16 protein-coding genes and 1 tRNA gene are annotated in these 17,784 nt (G+C 30.7%); 9 read left to right on the top strand and 8 right to left on the bottom strand.

Annotated features, from left to right (window positions below; genetic code table 11):
* Positions 1-29: 29 nt before the first annotated feature.
* Entirely contained in the window at positions 30-1,802 is a 1,773-nt protein-coding gene (locus KK2020170_RS11020; protein WP_221258382.1) for an AMP-dependent synthetase/ligase, read from the bottom strand.
* A 213-nt stretch (positions 1,803-2,015) separates the two neighbouring features.
* Here KK2020170_RS11020 and KK2020170_RS11015 point away from each other — a divergent pair, with 213 nt between their 5' ends.
* Together KK2020170_RS11015 and KK2020170_RS11010 are read left to right on the top strand one after the other, a co-directional pair.
* A complete protein-coding gene (locus KK2020170_RS11015) occupies positions 2,016-3,941 on the top strand; it encodes an LTA synthase family protein (RefSeq protein WP_221258381.1) in 1,926 nt (641 codons plus the stop codon).
* The gene (locus KK2020170_RS11010; RefSeq protein ID WP_221258380.1) at positions 3,935-4,507 is read left to right on the top strand and encodes a dual specificity protein phosphatase family protein; all 573 of its coding nucleotides are present in this window, start codon (positions 3,935-3,937) and stop codon (positions 4,505-4,507) included. Before KK2020170_RS11015 ends, KK2020170_RS11010 begins: the two co-directional genes overlap by 7 nt.
* Before the next feature lie 52 nt (positions 4,508-4,559).
* On the opposite strand, the gene purL is transcribed toward KK2020170_RS11010, so the two are convergent.
* The 3 genes from purL to KK2020170_RS10995 form a co-directional block, all read right to left on the bottom strand.
* Positions 4,560-8,243: a phosphoribosylformylglycinamidine synthase gene (purL, locus tag KK2020170_RS11005; protein WP_221258379.1), complete on the bottom strand. Its 3,684-nt coding sequence runs from the start codon at positions 8,241-8,243 to the stop codon at positions 4,560-4,562.
* A gap of 120 nt (positions 8,244-8,363) precedes the next feature.
* Positions 8,364-9,011 (bottom strand): DUF1579 domain-containing protein, encoded by a 648-nt coding sequence (locus KK2020170_RS11000; protein WP_221258378.1) that lies wholly within the window; start codon positions 9,009-9,011, stop codon positions 8,364-8,366.
* Between the two features lie 16 nt (positions 9,012-9,027).
* On the bottom strand, positions 9,028-10,560 hold the full coding sequence (locus KK2020170_RS10995) for a hypothetical protein (RefSeq protein WP_221258377.1): 1,533 nt from the start codon (positions 10,558-10,560) through the stop codon (positions 9,028-9,030).
* 112 nt (positions 10,561-10,672) lie between these two features.
* Between KK2020170_RS10995 and KK2020170_RS10990 the strand changes: the two genes are divergently transcribed.
* From KK2020170_RS10990 to KK2020170_RS10970, 5 genes are all read left to right on the top strand, one after another.
* Positions 10,673-11,095, top strand: a complete 423-nt coding sequence (locus tag KK2020170_RS10990) for a hotdog fold thioesterase (RefSeq protein WP_221258376.1) — start codon at positions 10,673-10,675, stop codon at positions 11,093-11,095.
* 1 nt (position 11,096) lies between these two features.
* Positions 11,097-12,158 (top strand): chorismate-binding protein, encoded by a 1,062-nt coding sequence (locus KK2020170_RS10985; protein WP_221258375.1) that lies wholly within the window; start codon positions 11,097-11,099, stop codon positions 12,156-12,158.
* On the top strand, positions 12,155-13,126 hold the full coding sequence (locus tag KK2020170_RS10980) for an amidohydrolase family protein (RefSeq protein ID WP_221258374.1): 972 nt from the start codon (positions 12,155-12,157) through the stop codon (positions 13,124-13,126). The genes KK2020170_RS10985 and KK2020170_RS10980 overlap by 4 nt, the downstream gene beginning before the upstream one ends.
* Before the next feature lie 8 nt (positions 13,127-13,134).
* Positions 13,135-13,851, top strand: coding sequence for a bacillithiol biosynthesis deacetylase BshB1 (bshB1, locus tag KK2020170_RS10975; protein WP_221258373.1), 717 nt, complete (start codon positions 13,135-13,137; stop codon positions 13,849-13,851).
* A 63-nt stretch (positions 13,852-13,914) separates the two neighbouring features.
* Positions 13,915-13,990, top strand: a tRNA-His gene (locus tag KK2020170_RS10970).
* A gap of 39 nt (positions 13,991-14,029) precedes the next feature.
* On the opposite strand, the gene KK2020170_RS10965 is transcribed toward KK2020170_RS10970, so the two are convergent.
* The 3 genes from KK2020170_RS10965 to pyrE all read right to left on the bottom strand — a co-directional run bounded on the left by KK2020170_RS10965 (position 14,030) and on the right by pyrE (position 15,907).
* Entirely contained in the window at positions 14,030-14,761 is a 732-nt protein-coding gene (locus KK2020170_RS10965) for a sulfite exporter TauE/SafE family protein (protein ID WP_221258372.1), read from the bottom strand.
* Between the two features lie 82 nt (positions 14,762-14,843).
* A complete protein-coding gene (locus KK2020170_RS10960) occupies positions 14,844-15,236 on the bottom strand; it encodes an SRPBCC family protein (protein WP_221258371.1) in 393 nt (130 codons plus the stop codon).
* A 23-nt stretch (positions 15,237-15,259) separates the two neighbouring features.
* Positions 15,260-15,907 (bottom strand): orotate phosphoribosyltransferase, encoded by a 648-nt coding sequence (gene pyrE, locus KK2020170_RS10955; protein ID WP_221258370.1) that lies wholly within the window; start codon positions 15,905-15,907, stop codon positions 15,260-15,262.
* A gap of 7 nt (positions 15,908-15,914) precedes the next feature.
* Between pyrE and KK2020170_RS10950 the strand changes: the two genes are divergently transcribed.
* Both KK2020170_RS10950 and KK2020170_RS10945 read left to right on the top strand, forming a co-directional pair.
* Positions 15,915-16,514: an NUDIX hydrolase gene (locus KK2020170_RS10950; protein ID WP_221258369.1), complete on the top strand. Its 600-nt coding sequence runs from the start codon at positions 15,915-15,917 to the stop codon at positions 16,512-16,514.
* Positions 16,515-16,522: 8 nt separating this feature from the next.
* The gene (locus tag KK2020170_RS10945; RefSeq protein WP_221258368.1) at positions 16,523-17,113 is read left to right on the top strand and encodes a hypothetical protein; all 591 of its coding nucleotides are present in this window, start codon (positions 16,523-16,525) and stop codon (positions 17,111-17,113) included.
* Positions 17,114-17,117: 4 nt separating this feature from the next.
* Here KK2020170_RS10945 and KK2020170_RS10940 read toward each other — a convergent pair whose 3' ends face one another.
* Positions 17,118-17,777, bottom strand: coding sequence for a hypothetical protein (locus tag KK2020170_RS10940; RefSeq protein ID WP_221258367.1), 660 nt, complete (start codon positions 17,775-17,777; stop codon positions 17,118-17,120).
* Between the last annotated feature and the right edge of the window lie 7 nt (positions 17,778-17,784).

The raw sequence follows: 17,784 nt of genomic DNA, 5'->3' as shown, positions 1-17,784 counted from the left end.
AAAAAAGCACCCATGAAAGGGTGCTTTTTTTAATTGTATATTTTATCGTACAAATCTTTATATTTTTCAAGAATTATTTTACGCTTTAATTTCATTGTAGGTGTTAAATGACCACCTTCAACAGACCATAAATCAGGAGTAAGCTCGAAACGTTTTACTTTTTCCCAATTACCAAAACGTTCATTGATTTCTTCAACTTCTCTTTGAATACGTTTAATGATTCTTTCATTACTGATGATTTCTGCGTTTGATTTACCTAATTCTATACCTTTACGTTGAGCCCATTCGTTAATGAATTCAAAACTTGGTTGAATAAATGCAGCTGGCATCTTTTGGCCTTCTCCAATAACCATAATCTGCTCAATAAATCTAGATTGTTTAAAAGCATTTTCAAGCACTTGAGGCGCAACATATTTTCCACCCGAAGTTTTAAACATTTCTTTTTTACGATCGGTAATTTTTAAGAATCCGTCGTTGTCAATTTCTCCGATATCTCCAGTATGAAAATATCCATTTTGTAGTGCTTCATTAGTTTTTTCTTCATCTTTATAGTAACCAATCATTACATTTGGACCTTTACAAAGAATTTCACCATCTTCGGCAATTTTAACTTCAACTCCATCAAGTACTTTACCAACAGTCCCAACTCTGAAACCATTATTTCTCATGTCATTTACAGAAATTACTGGAGAAGTTTCCGTTAAGCCATAACCTTCCATAACTGGAATATTTGCGGCACAAAATACTTTTGCAAGACGTGCTTGTAATGCAGCACTACCACAAACTAATAATTCTAGCTCACCTCCTAAGCCTTCTTGCCACTTAGAGAAGATTAACTTTCTTGCAATTTTTAATTTAAATTCATACCAAGCGCCATTTTCTTTATATGGTTTATAATCCATGCCAAGGTCTAAAGCCCAAAAGAAAAGTTTCTTTTTGATACCTGTTAAATCTGTACCTTTTGCATAAATCTTATCATATACTTTTTCAAGTAAACGAGGCACTACAGACATTACATGAGGATGTACTTCTTTTAAGTTGTCAGATATCTTTTCAATACTTTCAGCAAAGTAGATTGAAATTCCATAGTATTGATATAAATATGTCAACATTCTTTCAAAAATGTGACATATAGGTAAGAAACTCAATGCTCTTGTATCACCAGCTCTTAAAGGAACTCTAGGAGCACTCATTAAAACATCAGAAACAATATTTTGATGGGTAAGCATTACACCTTTTGGTCTTCCTGTTGTTCCCGAAGTGTATATAATAGTTGCTAAATCTGTTGTAACAATACTTTCTTTTATGGTTTCAACTTCATTTTGATTTGAAGTATCTGAGCCTAATTCTAATAATTCAGACCAATTTTTACAACCATTAATTTTTTCAAAAGAATAGACTTCTTTTAAAGAACCAACTTTGCTTTTTATTGCATTAATTTTATCATAAACTTCTTGATCAGAAACAATACAATAAGTTGATTCGGAATGATTTAATATATATTCGTAATCGTCTTCAGAAATAGTTGGATAGATTGGAACAGTCTGTGCTCCAGTTTGAAGAATACCAATGTCACAAATATGCCATTCAGTTCTATTATTTGATGAGATAATAGCAATTTTATTGTTTTTTTGAACACCAAGTCTCAATAAACCTCTTGAAATAGCATTTGCTTTATCGATATATTCTTGAGTTGATGTTTTAACCCATTCATTTCCAATTTTTGTAACTAAAGCATCTTTAAGATTATACTTTTCTAACTGATAATATGGAAAATCAAATAAACGAGTAATATTATTCATGTTTTATCAAAATTTATGATTGCAAATTATGAAAATAAAATAAATTAACCAATTATTTATGAATATGTTAATGAAGAATTTATAAGAGATTGAAAAGCAAAATGTTATGCATGCATAATTTATTTTAATTGATTAAAAGTTTCTTAAAAAGTTGGTATTTAAAAAGATGAAATAATTTGTTTTTGTACTTTTGAACAAATTTTTGAGGTTTTTATGAAGTCTTTTTTTCGAATTCAAGAATATAAAGTTTTAGCTTATAGATTATTATTAGCTTATCTATTTTATTTTTTTGCAAGATTACTTTTCTTAATATACAATTATAACTTATTGAAGGTTGATTCAATTGGACAATTTTTTGAATTAGCTTTTTATGGATTAACTTTTGATACAACTGCAATATTATATGCAAATGGTTTATTTATTTTACTTTCAATTTTACCTTTTTGGTATAACACAAGTAAGAAGTATCAAAAATTTTTAATGTATGTTTATTTTATATTTAATCTATTAGCCTACTCAACGAACTTCATTGATTTTATATACTATAAGTACATTTTTTCTCGAACAAGTATTGCTGTTTTAGCTGTTTTAGAACATGAAGAAAACAAAGCAAGCATGTTTACAAGATTTATGTTTACTTATTGGCACGTTTATCTTTTATTCTTCGTAATGGCTTTTTCTTGGTTTTATTTATACAAAAAAGTGAAAGTTACAAAGGTATTGCCTTCAAATAGAGTAAGTTATTTCCTATCTTCAATAATTGGACTGTTAATAATTGCAACTTTAGCTGTTGGTGGAATAAGAGGTGATTTTAAGAAGAGTACTAGGCCAATTAATTTAGTAGATGCTAATCGTCATGTAAAACAGCCTCAACATGCTGATGTGGTTTTAAATACTCCTTTTTCAATTATAAGAACTATTAATCAAACGAGTTTTAAAAAGATTAACTTAGTTGATTCAACTTTAGTTGAAAAGTATTTTAAGCCAACAAAACAATATGCGAATTTTCCTGAATCTAAACCGAATATTGTTCTTTTTATTACAGAAAGTTATGGAAGAGAATATTTAGGTTCTTTTAATAAAGATACAAATATTCCTAACTATAAAGGGTATACGCCTTTTATTGATTCTTTGGCACAACATAGTTTAATTTATACTAATGCTTATGCTAATGGAAGAAAATCAATTCATGGTATGTCTTCTGTTTTAAGTGGGATTCCATCTTTTAAAGATGCTTTTACTTCTTCTCCTTATCCTAAACAAAAAATACAATCATTAGTCTCAATATTGAATGAATTAGACTATGATACTTCATTTTTTCATGGAGCACCAAATGGTTCAATGGGATTTTTAGGTTTTTCAAATATTTTGGGTTTTGATCATTATTATGGAAAAACTGAATATAATAATGATGATGATTTTGACGGATCATGGGGAATTTGGGACGAACCCTTTTTTCAATTTATGAAAGAAACTTTAGATAAAAAAGAATCACCATTTTTTAGTACAATTTTTACAGTTTCTTCACACGAACCTTACACAGTTCCTGAAAAATATAAAAACACCTTTCCTGAAGGGGAAATTGCAATCCACAAATGTGTTGGATATACTGATTACGCTTTCAAGAAGTTTTTTGAAGAAGCAAAAAAAATGCCTTGGTATAATAATACGATTTTTATCATAACTGCAGATCATGGAAATCTTAAGAATTATGATGAATATAGAAAAGTATTAAATAGAGATGCGGTACCAATTTTAATTTTTAAACCAAATAGTAGTTTAGTTGGTGTTAATAATGATTTGGCACAACAAATTGATATTTACCCTACAATTATGGATTTAATCGGGTATAAAAAGCCGTTTCGAAGTTGGGGTAGAAGTCTAATCAATGATAAAGAGGTGAAACCATTTGTTATTAGTTACAATAGTGGAGGCTATCAATTACAAATGGGTAATTATATTTGTAATTTTGATGGAAAAGAAATTACTGGATATTACGATATAAATGATAAAGGTCTTGAATATAATTTAATAGACAAAAAAACTTCTGAAATGGAAAAAGTAGGTGAAGCTTGTAAAGCATTTGTTCAGGATTATATGGAAAAAATAATTGACCAAAAATTGGATAAACCATGGTAAAAAAGATTTTAATAGCAGTGCTAGTTGTAGGAGCTATTTTTGGTGGAAAATATGTGTATGATATGCATATTAACCACAATTTTGAAACAATTACTGAAGGAAAAGTATACAAATCAGGAGTTATTCCACCAGATGAATTGGAAGCTTATATTAAAGAACATAATATTAAAAGTGTTGTAGATTTACGTTTTCCTGGAACTGGAGATTTAGAAAACAATCCTGAAGTTCCTGAAGAATTGATCGCAGAAAAGGAAGCTATTGCTAAAATTTCAGGTGTAAATTACTATAATAATGGCTCTGATCAAGTTCCAAAGAAACACAATTTAGATTATTTCTTCAAAATTATGGATGATACAACTAATTATCCTGTTTTGATCCATTGTTATCATGGAGTAGGTAGAGCAGAAATGTATTCAGCAATTTACAGAATAGAATATGAAGGAATGGATAGAGATGAGGCAAGAACTTCGACTCGTTTTTTAACAAAATGGTCTTCATTTGATTTAGGAAAACCAAAAGGTGATTTTCTTCATTCATACATTTCTAGAAAAGATTCAGTAAAATAAATTTTATTTTAAAGCATAAAAAAACCATTCAATTGAATGGCTTTTTCTTTTATTATTTTTGATTTTGAATCCATTTTCTTGCATTCACAAATGCTTCTAACCATGGAGAAACTTCATCTTTTTGTCCGCGTTCTGGATAATTTGCCCAGTTCCAAGGGAAAGTTGAACGTTCAATATGAGGCATCATTACCAAATGTCTTCCTGTTGTATCACACATCATAGCCGTATTGAAATCTGAACCATTTGGATTAGCTGGATACCCTTCGTAAGCATATTTGGCAACAATGTTGTATTTATCTTCAGTATACGGTAATTTGAATTTACCTTCTCCGTGTGAAATCCAAACACCTAATGTTAATCCTTCTAATGAAGATAACATAACCGAATTATTTTTCTGAATTTTTACTGAAGTAAAACCACTTTCGTGTTTGTTAGAAGTATTGTGATGCATTTTTCCATGCACTTCATGTTCTGGATTAATCAATTCTAATTCCATTAATAATTGGCATCCATTACAAATTCCAACTGATAAAGTGTCTTCTCGTTTGAAGAAGTTTTTCAACGCCGTATTCGCTTTTTCGTTGTATAAAAATGCACCTGCCCAACCTTTTGCTGAACCTAAAACGTCTGAGTTTGAGAATCCACCAACAGCTCCAATAAATTGGATATCTTCTAAGTTTTCACGGCCCGAAATTAAATCGGTCATGTGAACGTCTTTTACATCAAATCCAGCTAAATACATAGCGTTTGCCATTTCACGTTCCGAGTTACTTCCTTTTTCACGAATAATAGCTGCTTTCGGTCTAGCACCTGCAGGAATTTCTGGCTTTTTACCATCAAAGTTAACAGGGAATGTAAATTCTAATGGTTGGTTTTTATAGTTCGCATAACGCGCTTCTGCCATACCATTTCGAGTTTGTTTTGTATCTAATAAATACGATGTTTTGTACCAAGTATCTCTAGTTTCTGTTACCGAGAAATTAAAGTTATCATTTCCATTTTTAATAGAAACGAAATCACCTTCTACAACCGAACCAATATTGAAAATTTCTATTCCATTTGCTTTGAAAATTGCTTCCACTTCAGCATCCGCTTGAAAAACAACTGCTATATTTTCATTGAAAAGTGTTTTTGCAGAATCCGATTCTCCTAAAATAGATAAATCGTAAGTAGCACCAAGACCAACTTCAGCAAACGACATTTCTAATAAAGTTGTGATTAAACCACCACTTCCAATATCGTGTCCTGCTTTAATTTTTCTTTCTTTAATTAAATCTTGTAACGTATTGAACGCTTTTTTGAAATAATCGGCATTTGTAACGGTTGGAACTTCCGAACCCACTTTATTTAAAATTTGATAGAATGAACTTCCACCTAATTTGAAGGCATCTTGCGATAAGTTTAAATAATAGATATTACCACCATTTCTTTTTAATACGGGCTCTACTACTTTAGTAATATTTGAACAATTTCCAATTGCTGAAATAATAACTGTTCCCGGAGCAATAACTTCATCATTTGGATATTTTTGTTTCATCGATAACGAATCTTTTCCTGTTGGAATATTGATTCCTAATTCAATTGCGAAATCAGAACAACCTTGAACAGCATCGTATAAACGAGCATCTTCACCTTCATTTTTACATGGCCACATCCAGTTTGCAGATAATGAAACCGTTTGTAATCCGTCTTTTAAAGGCGCCCAAACTAAGTTGGATAAGGCTTCTCCAATAGAGTTTTTAGAACCCGCAACTGGATCAACAATAGCTGAAATAGGTGAGTGACCTATTGATGTCGCAATTCCTTCTTTTCCTTTGAAATCTAATGCCATTACACCTACGTTATTTAAAGGTAATTGTAATGCACCTGCGCATTGTTGTTTTGCCACGCGACCACCAACACAACGGTCAACTTTATTCGTTAACCAATCTTTACAAGCAACTGCTTCTAATTGTAAAACTTGGTTTAAATAATTTGGTATTTCAGAAGTCGAGTAATCTGGATTAGCATAATTACGAGCCACATTTTTATCGTTCATAATGGTTTTAGGAGAACTTCCAAAGAAATCTTCTAAAGCATAATCCATAGGTTTTGCACCTGTAGTTTTCGATTCAAACGTAAATCTATGGTCATTCGTAACATCACCAACTGTATACATTGGAGAACGCTCTCTTTCAGCAATTCTTTGTAAAGTATCGATATCTTTTTCACCGATAACCAATCCCATTCTTTCTTGCGATTCGTTACCAATAATTTCTTTTGCAGATAGAGTAGGGTCACCAACAGGTAATTTGTCTAAATCGATTAAACCCCCAGTAGCTTCAACTAATTCTGACAAACAGTTTAAGTGTCCACCAGCACCGTGATCGTGAATAGAAACAATTGGATTGTTATCACTTTCTACTAAACCACGAATTGCATTAGCAGCACGTTTTTGCATTTCAGGATTCGAACGTTGAATCGCATTTAATTCAATTCCAGAACCAAAAGCGCCAGTATCTGCAGATGAAACCGCAGCTCCACCCATACCAATTCTATAATTCTCACCACCTAGAATAACGATTTTATCACCTTCTTTAGGTTCATGTTTTATGGCTTGATCTAATTTTCCGTATCCAACACCACCAGCTAACATGATTACTTTATCGAAACCTAATTTGCGAGCTTCTTCTTCATGTTCGAAAGTCAATACAGAACCTGTAATTAAAGGTTGACCAAATTTGTTTCCAAAATCAGAAGCCCCGTTTGAAGCTTTAATTAAGATATCCATTGGAGTTTGGTACAACCATTTTCTTTCTTCCATTCCTTTTTCCCATGGACGCGTTTTTTCTAAACGAGAATACGATGTCATATAAACAGCTGTTCCAGCTAATGGCAACGAACCTTGTCCACCAGCTAAACGATCACGAATTTCTCCTCCTGAACCCGTTGCAGCTCCATTGAATGGCTCAACCGTAGTAGGGAAGTTGTGCGTTTCTGCTTTTAATGATAAAACCGATTCAAATTCTTTTTCTTGGTAGAAATCGGGTTTGTCTGCACTTTTAGGAGCAAACTGTGTTGCTTTAGGACCTTTTACAAAAGCTACGTTATCTTTATAAGCCGAAACAATCTCGTTTGGATGTGTTTCAGATGTTTTCTTGATTAATTTGAATAATGAAGTTGGCTTTTCTTCACCATCAATAACAAACGTTCCGTTGAAAATTTTATGACGGCAGTGCTCTGAATTTGCCTGTGAGAAAGCAAAGATTTCAGAATCTGTTAATTTTCTTCCGATTTTGTTTGATAAGTTATGTAAGTATTCAACTTCGTCAGCACTTAAAGCCAAACCTTCTTGTTGGTTATAAGCATCAATATCTTCAATTTCTAAAATTGGTTCTGGTTGAATATTGATGGTATAAATATCTTGATGTAATTGCAAATATTTTTGAGATAACATTGGATCAAAGTCTGAAAAATCAGCATCTACAACTTGAAATTCTTCAATACGAATAATACTAGAAATCCCCATATTTTGAGTTATTTCAACCGCATTGGTACTCCATGGGGTTACCATCGCCGCACGAGGGCCAACAAAAAAAGCATCAAGCGATGCCTCTTTAGTATTTATTTTCGTGTAAATGTTGTCTAATTGCGAGTTGAATAACCAGTTTAATTTGTTGATATCTTCAGTCGATAATTCGTTTTGCGATTGAACCGCATAAACTACATTGGATTGGTTTCCGAAGAAATGAATCATTGTATGTATAAGTTAGTGTGTTGTTGAAAGTGCAAATTTATCTTAAAAATGTTAGTTGGCAAAGTTTGTAAACAAAAAAAGCACAAGTTTTCTTGTGCTCCTTTGTGAATAAGTTTTATGCTATTTTCTTTTTGATGTAATTTCCATGGTTTTGAATTCTGTTCCATCTTTTTTGATTTCAAACATTTCCATTTTTTGGTTGTTTTCATCAATATGTGTAATTACTTCTTTAACTGTTTTTTCTTTTTTAGTAACCGGATCTACCATACTACCATTTAAGGTTAATTTTTTTGTAGATTCATCATATTTACCTTTTGTCATCATCATTCCGGTTCCCATATTATCAATCCAAGTAGATATAAATTCTTCAGTTGCATTGTCATAGGCAACTAAACCTCTACCTTCAAAAGGCATTCCCCACATGTTTCCAGTATGAATTCCCTCTTGGTAACGGCCTCCAAGAATCATTTTATATTCAACTTGTGCTTTAGCTTTTTGAGGTTCTGGACTTTCAGGCATCCAAAAAGTTAGGTCAGATTCCCAAGTGCCAGTATCTTTTGCTAACATTTCATGTGCTTTAGATGGAGACATATAGTCTTCCCATGCTTTAGCTACTGCAGCTGAATCTGGTGTTTCTAAAACCTCTTCTACAACCGTTTCTTCAACAGGAGCTTCTTCTAATGGAATTTCAACTTGTTGGTTTTCTTCTTTTTTACAAGAAACTAAAGTAAGCGTTGCAAGAGCAAGAGTAAAAATAGTTTTTTTCATAATTTGTAGTTTTTGGTTAATCAAAGATAATGAAATTATAAGCACCAATATCATATCCAATAGTTGAATTCCTTGGATTGTCTAAAATATCATTAAAAGTTGAATAAGTAGAATTTGCGTTTCCTTTTGCTGTTGAGTTTTCACCAATGATTAACTCATTATTATCTTCATTTTTAAAATCAGGAATGAAACCGGAATTAAACGTTAAGGATACTAGGCAGTTTGTATAATGAGAGCCTGTAAAATCGTATTCAGGAATTGAAGAAAACTGACTTCCGTTTACAAATTTTAGTAAACAAGAATCAAAGTTGAAATTAAAATTAGCATCTGTTCCTTCTTTGTTTATCGAAATTGATCGATTTGGTGAACCATAAACAATACAGTTTTTAAAATCTGCTTTTGTAAGCGCATATTCAACACTTCCATCATAATCATCTAATACAACACAAAACTGATTTGGAATAGGCCAATAGTTTGCAAATGTACAATGTGTAAAATCATAACTTCCTCCAAAAGTTCCAGCGAAAGCAGTTTCGCCACAATTGTTTACAACAACATTTCTCCCAACCAAATTACCTGTTCGTGCTAAAATTCCAACATTTGAACAATTGTAAATTTGAACATTTTGCATATCTATAGTTGGAGTAGGAGTTCCATCATTTCCAGACACTAACATCCCAACAGTTGCATTTTTTATAGTCAAATTTGAAATTGTACTATTTGTACTTCCTTGTGTAAACCAAATGGTTCCCCATTGTCCTGGAACATCAGAAAAGTCGGGCTCTAATCGATCACCTTCAAAAATAACTTCGTTTTCTAAATCTTCAGTTAATGAAGGTCCTCCATTAACTTGAATGGATGCGTTATTAGCTAGAATTAAACCTGATTCTGCATGAAAATGAATTCTTGCGCCAGAATCTACGATAAGAGTTTCATTTGAAGGAACTGCTGCATACCCATAAATAACGTATGGTTTTGTATTTGTCCAATGCAATTCGTTTCCATTTATAGGATCTGCATTATCAAGATAAAAACCGTAAATTTCATCATCTCCAATGGGTAAAGTTTCAGTAGTTCCATCCCCTAATTTTTCAGGATAAAGAAAAACAGCATCTTGAATAAGTGTTACCAATTCTACTTTTTGAAAATTTAAATCTGTTCCAAATTGTATTTCATCAGTATATAAAAAATCAGTTGGATTAGCGTCTGTGATATCAGAAGTTACTTCGATAAAAACAAACATACTATCTTTCGCTAATAATTCTACATTTTCAAATACTTTTCCTGGCATTCCATCGACCATTAATCGGTAATTTGAATTTTCACCATTACCTAATTGAACTTTAGGAATCGAAATGTTTCTATCTGTTTTATTGTAGACTTTTAATGTATATGTACTTGAACCAATGTTTGTAAAAACAGTATCTAAATAAACGGTGTCTCTTGAAAAACCTAGATTCCCTACATCGTGTTGAAAATCAAAATCACTTCTACAAGAAGATAAAAGTATTGTGAATAAACCTACTAAGGCAAAAATATAATGCTTCATTAAAAAACAATTTTAGGTAAAAATAGTACTTTTTACAGATAACGAAAATATATTCGATTTAGTTTATACTTTTTCAAGACAAATTTTAATAGTATTTTTACTGAAAAAAAGAATGTTCGATAAGGAAAGAGTTTTAGAATTATGTAATAAAGTATCTCGAAACACCTTAATGGAAACTTTAGAGATAGAATATATAGATGCAGGAGAAGATTTTTTAATGGCAAAAATGCCAGTCAATCCAAGAGTGCATCAACCCATGGGATTATTACATGGCGGTGCTAGTGTAGCTTTAGCTGAAAGTGTGGGAAGTGCAGCTTCAATCATGTTCATCAATCCTGAACTACAAGAGGTGAGAGGAATTGAGATCTCGGCAAATCATTTAAAAGCGAAACGTGAGGGAATAGTTTACGGAACAGCAAGAATAATTCACAAAGGAAGAAGTTTACATCTTTGGGAAATTAGAATTGAAGATGAAGAGGGAAATTTAATTTCACTTTGTAAGTTGTCTAATATGGTTTTATCTAGAAAAAAATAAGATGTCCGATTTCTTTCAGAAAGTTTCTCAACAATACAATCAAAAATTGGCTTTTGTAATGTATTCAAAACCAAATTCATCAACTAGTTTTGGATTATTGCAAGAAGATTCTAACTCTTATTTTTTAGAAAATTACGAAAGAAAAGGTTTTATTTTGAATTCCTTTACTTCAGAAAAAAAGATTTTATTTCCATTAGATAAATGTCTACAAATTTCTACTGAAAATAATTTTGAAGGTATTGAAACCACTTCAGAATTAAAAGAAACGTATTCAGAAGAAGTTAAGCTAAAGTTTGAAAATTTAGTAAAAAATGCCATTGAAGAAATTGAAGTTGGCAATTATAAAAAGATTGTAACTTCAAGAAGTGAAACTGTTTCTATTCCAGATTTTGACTTTATAAAAAGTTTTAAAGTATTGGTTCAATTATATCCAACTGCTTTTAAATATTGTGCTTTTCATCCTGAAATAGGAATGTGGATGGGTGCTACTCCTGAACAATTATTGAAAGTAAATAAAAACACTATTCAAACAGTCGCCTTAGCTGGAACCAAAACAAAAGATAAGATTGATGAAGATTGGGGCGAAAAAGAGGTAGTAGAGCAGCAGTTAGTTACTGATTTTATTGTTGAAAGCTTAGAACCTTTTATTGCTGAAAAATCAGTTTCAGAGCCTTACACGTATCAGGCGGGAAATTTATTGCATATAAAAACTGATATTTCGGCTCAATTGAAAAATAAAATGCAATTAGGTGAAGTGATAAATATTTTGCATCCTACACCAGCCGTTTGTGGGTTTCCAAAAGAAAAAGCTAAAGACTTTATTTTAGAAAATGAAGGTTATAATCGTGAGTTTTACGCTGGGTTTTTAGGCGAACTGAATTATGAAGCTGTAAATCAAGAATGCGAAAATTCCGATTTATTTGTAAATTTGAGATGTATGAAAATCGAAAATAAAATTGCTAACATTTATGTGGGTTGTGGTATTACAAAAGATAGTCAACCAGAATTAGAGTTTTTCGAAACGGTAAACAAATCGAAAACAATTAAAAAAGTATTGAAATGAAATTAGCTTCAAAATCGGTTTTATTTATAATTTTCGGGATTATGTTTTCTTGTAGTATTGAAAAAAGGGTTACAAGTAGAAACATTATAGATAACCATGTCCATATTATGAGTCCAGAGCTAATTTCACTTTGGAAAAATATGGGAATTCCATTTTCAAGACCAGATTATTACTATTCAAATATCGACAGTATTTTAAAATTTAATAAAGCTGAAAAAGTGTCTTTAATTTCTATGGCTTATGTATATTCTTCTCCAGAATTTGGAGCTAAGTCAGATAAAGTAAAGTCTCAAATGGAAGCAGAGAATAATTATTTAGCTTCAGTCAAAAATAAATATCCAAAACGAATTAAAGCTTTTTTTAGCGTTGATCCATTACAAGAAAATATGTTAGAAGAAATTATTCGTTGTCATAAAATTTTAAAATTAGATGGTATAAAACTTCATCATAATGCTTCTCAAGTATATTTAACTGAAAATGAACATTTACACAAAATTCAGCAAATTTTTAAATACGCTTCTGATAATAGATTACCTATTTTATTGCATTTTGACAATTCGCATCCAAAATTTGGAAAAAATGACATCAAGATTTTTGCAAATTCAGTTTTGAATAATCTTGATTATGTTAATTTGCAAATAGCTCATTTTGGTACTTCTGGCGGATTTAATTCTAAAACAAAAGAGATTTTAGATACCTTTATAGAAGTTTTTAAAACAAATAATAAGGTAGCAAACCAAAATATTAAATTTGATATTTCGGCAGTTTGTTTAGACAAAGATTCTGAAGGTGTGAATAAATTGACAGATTCAGAATTTAAAGAATTGGCTAATTATTGCAGAAAAATAGGTTTTGAAAAAATCGTTTTTGGAACAGATTATCCATTATATAATAGTGATGAATATCTTGAAATTTTGATGAATAAATTGCAACTTTCAGAAGCAGAAATAAATTTACTTTTAAAATAAAAAAAATAATGAAACTTGATATATTAGCCTTTGGTGCTCATCCAGATGATGTTGAATTAGGTTGTAGTGGAACCATTGCAAAAGAAATTTCGTTAGGTAAAAAAGTTGGAATTATAGATCTAACTCGAGGAGAATTAGGTACACGAGGTTCTGCAGAAATTAGAGATGAAGAAGCCAAAAAAGCTGCTAAAATTTTAGGAGTTTCTGTACGAGAAAATCTTGGTTTTAGAGATGGTTTTTTCGTAAATGATGAAAAACACCAATTAGAAATCATTAAGATGATTCGAAAATACCAACCTGAAATTGTTTTATGCAATGCCATTCAAGATCGACATATCGATCATGCAAAAGGAAGTAAATTAGTAAGCGATGCATGTTTTTTATCGGGTTTACGAAAGATTGAAACCGAACTAAACGGAGAAATACAACAAGCTTGGCGACCAAAAGTTGTGTATCATTACATTCAATGGGAAAATATTGAACCAGATTTTGTGGTTGATGTTTCTGGTTTTATGCAAAATAAGATTGATGCCGTAATGGCTTATGATTCTCAATTTTACAATCCCGATTCGAAAGAACCTGTTTCACCTATAACTTCAAAAAACTTTTCAGATAGCGTTACCTATCGTGCACAAGACTTAGGAAGATTGGTTGGAGTAGATTATGCTGAAGGTTTTACAACTGAAAGATATTTGGCTGTCAATAGTTTAGCAGATTTGAAATAAAAAAGTAAAAAAAATCTTTGTAAGATTGTAGGAAACATCTATATTTGCACTCGCAAAACAAATGGTGATTGTAGCTCAGTTGGTTAGAGCGTCGGATTGTGGTTCCGAAGGTCGCGGGTTCGAGACCCGTCTTTCACCCTTAAATGTTGAAAAAGCTCAGAGAAATCTGAGCTTTTTTTTATGGAATAATCTTAACAAACATTACAATTCCTATAAATAAAATGAGTCCTAAAGCAATTTGCTTAAACTTTTCTTGAGGAATAAATTGTAAAATGTATTTCCCAATGTATGTCCCAACCCAACTTATTATAATCAGAAATGGAATGTAAATTAAAATATCATTTTTTATATATCCGTTAAAGAAGTATACAATTGTTCGCGTAAAATCAATTGCAAAATCAATCGCTGCAGAAGTTGCTATAAAAACATTTTTCTCCAGGTTGAAAGCAGCCATTGTAATTCCTCTAATAGCACCACCAGTTCCTAATAAACCAGCTGTAAATCCAGAAAGAGAACCGCCAAGAAATGTACTTTTTGATGTTGGTTTAACTACCAATTCCTTTTTGATTAAGAAAAGCAAACTAAAAGCAATTAGAAAAACAGCTAAAACTATTTCGAGTATTTTATTATCTAAGAATTGCGTTAAAACCCCACCAATTATTACAAAAATTACAGATGGAATTCCTATGGATAACAATAGTTTTTTATCTAACCCTTTTCTGAAAAGTGCTATTTTACTAATGTTACTAAATACATGGAAAAGTGCTGTTAGGCCTAAAACGGTTTGAAAATCGAAGAAAAAGTTAGCCAATGGCACAAAGAAAACCGAAGAACCAAATCCACCAATGGTACCAACAATTTCTGCAATTAAAGCAAGAACAAGGAAAAGAAAACTAACTTTTTGAAGCATTTCAGGGTTTTATCAAATATAACAAAAAAACTCTCGCTTTTGGCAAGAGTTTTTCGGGTTAATAGCAGCAAATTACTACAAACTAAAGTTTGTTCATATTTTGCGCTAACGTTTCTATAAATTTACCAATTGGGCCTTTTACCATCATGGCCATCATTGGGTTAAAATCTCCTTCAAACTGTAATTGAATTTCAGTTTTTTCAACGTCAAGTTCTGTTAAAATTCCTGTTAATGTAAAAGGTAATTTACTTGAAGCAGCTCCTAAAACAATTTTATCATTTGGAATAGCTTCTTTTTTTACCAATTTAATTTCTGGCATGCCTTTTAAACCAAATTCAAAACAATTTTCATCAATTACTTCAAACTTAGCAATATTTTCAGGCATTAATTTCTCAAAATTCTTAACATCAGTTAGAGCATTGAAAATATATTCAGCTGATTTATCTACAGTAACTTTTGGACTTTCTAAATTCATTTTATTCTTTTTCTATTATAATTTTAAACTTCTACATTCCATTCCGATGGACTTTTACGCCAATCTTCAAGAGTAATTAACTCTTCTTCTGTAATGTATTTTTTACTAACAGCTTCTTGTAATAATACATTGTAATTGCTTAACGTAAATACATCTAAATTTGCCGCAGCAATTTTTTCTACCGAAATATCAAATCCGTACGTAAAAATAGCCGCCATACCTTTCACATTTGCGCCTTCATTACGTAAGGCTTCAACCGCTAACAAGCTACTTCCACCAGTACTAATTAAATCTTCTACAACAACCACATTTTGTCCTTTTTGTAAAAAACCTTCCACTTGATTTTGACGTCCGTGTTTCTTAGGTTCTGGACGAACATATACAAATGGCAGTCCCATATATTCAGCAACAAGTATGCCAATACCTATAGCGCCAGTGGCAACGCCAGCAATAACATCGGGCTTTCCAAATTTCTCTTCTATATGCTTAGCAAAAGCTTCGCGAATATAGTTACGAACAGGGGGAAATGATAGGATAATTCTATTATCACAATAAATTGGAGACTTCCAGCCTGAAGCCCATGTAAAAGGATTTTTAGAATTTAATTTAATTGCGTTTATTTGTAAAAGCAATTCGGCTGTTTTTTTAGCTGTGTTGTTATCAAAAATCATACTACAAATGTATAAAGTTTTTGTCAACGATAAGCCACTTTTTTTGACTAATGAAGTTCAAAAGGAAACCGATTTTCAACTTTTTCTTTTAGAAAGTGTTGATATTAAGAAACTTATAGTTAAGATTTTCCAAAATAAAATTCAGAAAGCTTTTTTATATCATCCCGATGAAAAGCTGATTATGAAAACCTTAAAAGCTAAAATTCCAGTTGTGAAAGCTGGCGGCGGATTGGTTTATAACAAAAAAGGAGAAGTTTTATTTATTTTCAGAAATGGAAAATGGGATTTGCCAAAAGGCGGAACCGAGAAAAATGAAACTATAGAAGAAACGGCGATGCGAGAAGTAGAAGAGGAGACAGGAGTGAACGGTTTATCGATTGTAAAAAAACTTCCGAAAACCTATCATGTTTTTAAACGTAACGGACGTTATAAATTGAAACAAACCTATTGGTTTGAAATGAAATCTGATTTTGAAGGCATTCCAGAAGGCCAAATTGAAGAAGGCATTGAAAAAGTAGCCTGGATTAAACCAAAAGATATTCCAACTATTTTAGATAATTCGTACGAGAATATTAAATTGTTGTTTGAGTTTGAAAATGTAATTTAATATTTATAATGAAATATTCAATCAAGTTTTTAGTTTTTTGCATCTCAACTATTTTAATTTCAAATTTTGCATTTTCTCAAAAAAAGAAAAGTACGTATGAAAAAGAAATTGAAAAAGCAAACTGTTTCAAAAGCAATAAGTTAAGTTTTGAAAAAAGGATTTTAAGTTTCCCTTATAATTTTACTTCCCAAATAAAAATTATTTCTTATCAAAATAAAGGTGAAGGAGTTGAAGGCGAAGAATTGCAAAAATATCTTGATTTAATTATTTCAAATAAAGACTCTTTAAATGATAGTAATTTTTATGAAATTCAAATATTAAATATTCAACAAATAGAAAGACTTACAGATTTAATTTATAATTATGGGTTTAAAGAAGAAGTTAATACCTTAGTTGTAAATGATTGTTATATGCCCCGCAATGCAATTTTATTTTATGACAATGAAAATAATTTAATTGGATTTCTTGAAATTTGCTTTGAATGTAATAATTATAGGTCTAGTAATAATGAAATTACAGTAGGAGAGCTTTGCACTCAAAAAATGCAATTAATGAAAGAATTTTTTAAAGATTGTGGAATTAAACACGGGACAAACTAATTGTTTACTGATTTTGATCAAAAACATAATATGTAAGTATTTCTTCTTCTAATGCTTTTTTTCTTTTTTGTTCATCTCTAAAAAGACCTCTTTCATCCAATAAAGTACGATAAACTTTATTTTCATCTCTTAGTAAATAAACTTTGAGTCTTTTTTCTCCATTAATTACTTCAAAAGTAAATTCCCAAATCTCATTATTTTTAAATTCTAAAGAATTATAAAAATTTAATGTATCTAGGTCATTATAATTTGCAAATTTTAAATTTTCAATTCTACATGGTTTAAAAGCATCTTCAATTTTATAAAAAAGAACTAAACTATCTTTAAACTCAATATATTCATAATTATATTCAAAATTTTGTAGTTGTTGAAGTTTCCATTTTCCTTTCCATTTCTCCTTTTCCTTTTTCTGATAAATAGGAAATAATGAGTCAATTTTTTTTCTTGCATAGATTTCATACTCAGTCATTGGATTTTTATCAAAATTATATCCTAATACAGAATGAAATGAAAGAAGTGCATTAAAATCATTTCCTTTTTTTAAAAAAATATTGCCAGAATTAATATGTTGAATTTGATAGTATTTAATATCTTTTTCATTTTTATCTTGTGCAAATAACATAATACTAAAAAAGTACGATATAATTAAAAATCTCAATTTCATATTTATT

The organism is Flavobacterium okayamense (assembly GCF_019702945.1).
Classification (GTDB): domain Bacteria; phylum Bacteroidota; class Bacteroidia; order Flavobacteriales; family Flavobacteriaceae; genus Flavobacterium; species Flavobacterium okayamense.
Note: the sequence above shows the minus strand (reverse complement) of the source record. Positions and strands in the feature narration are given on the sequence as shown.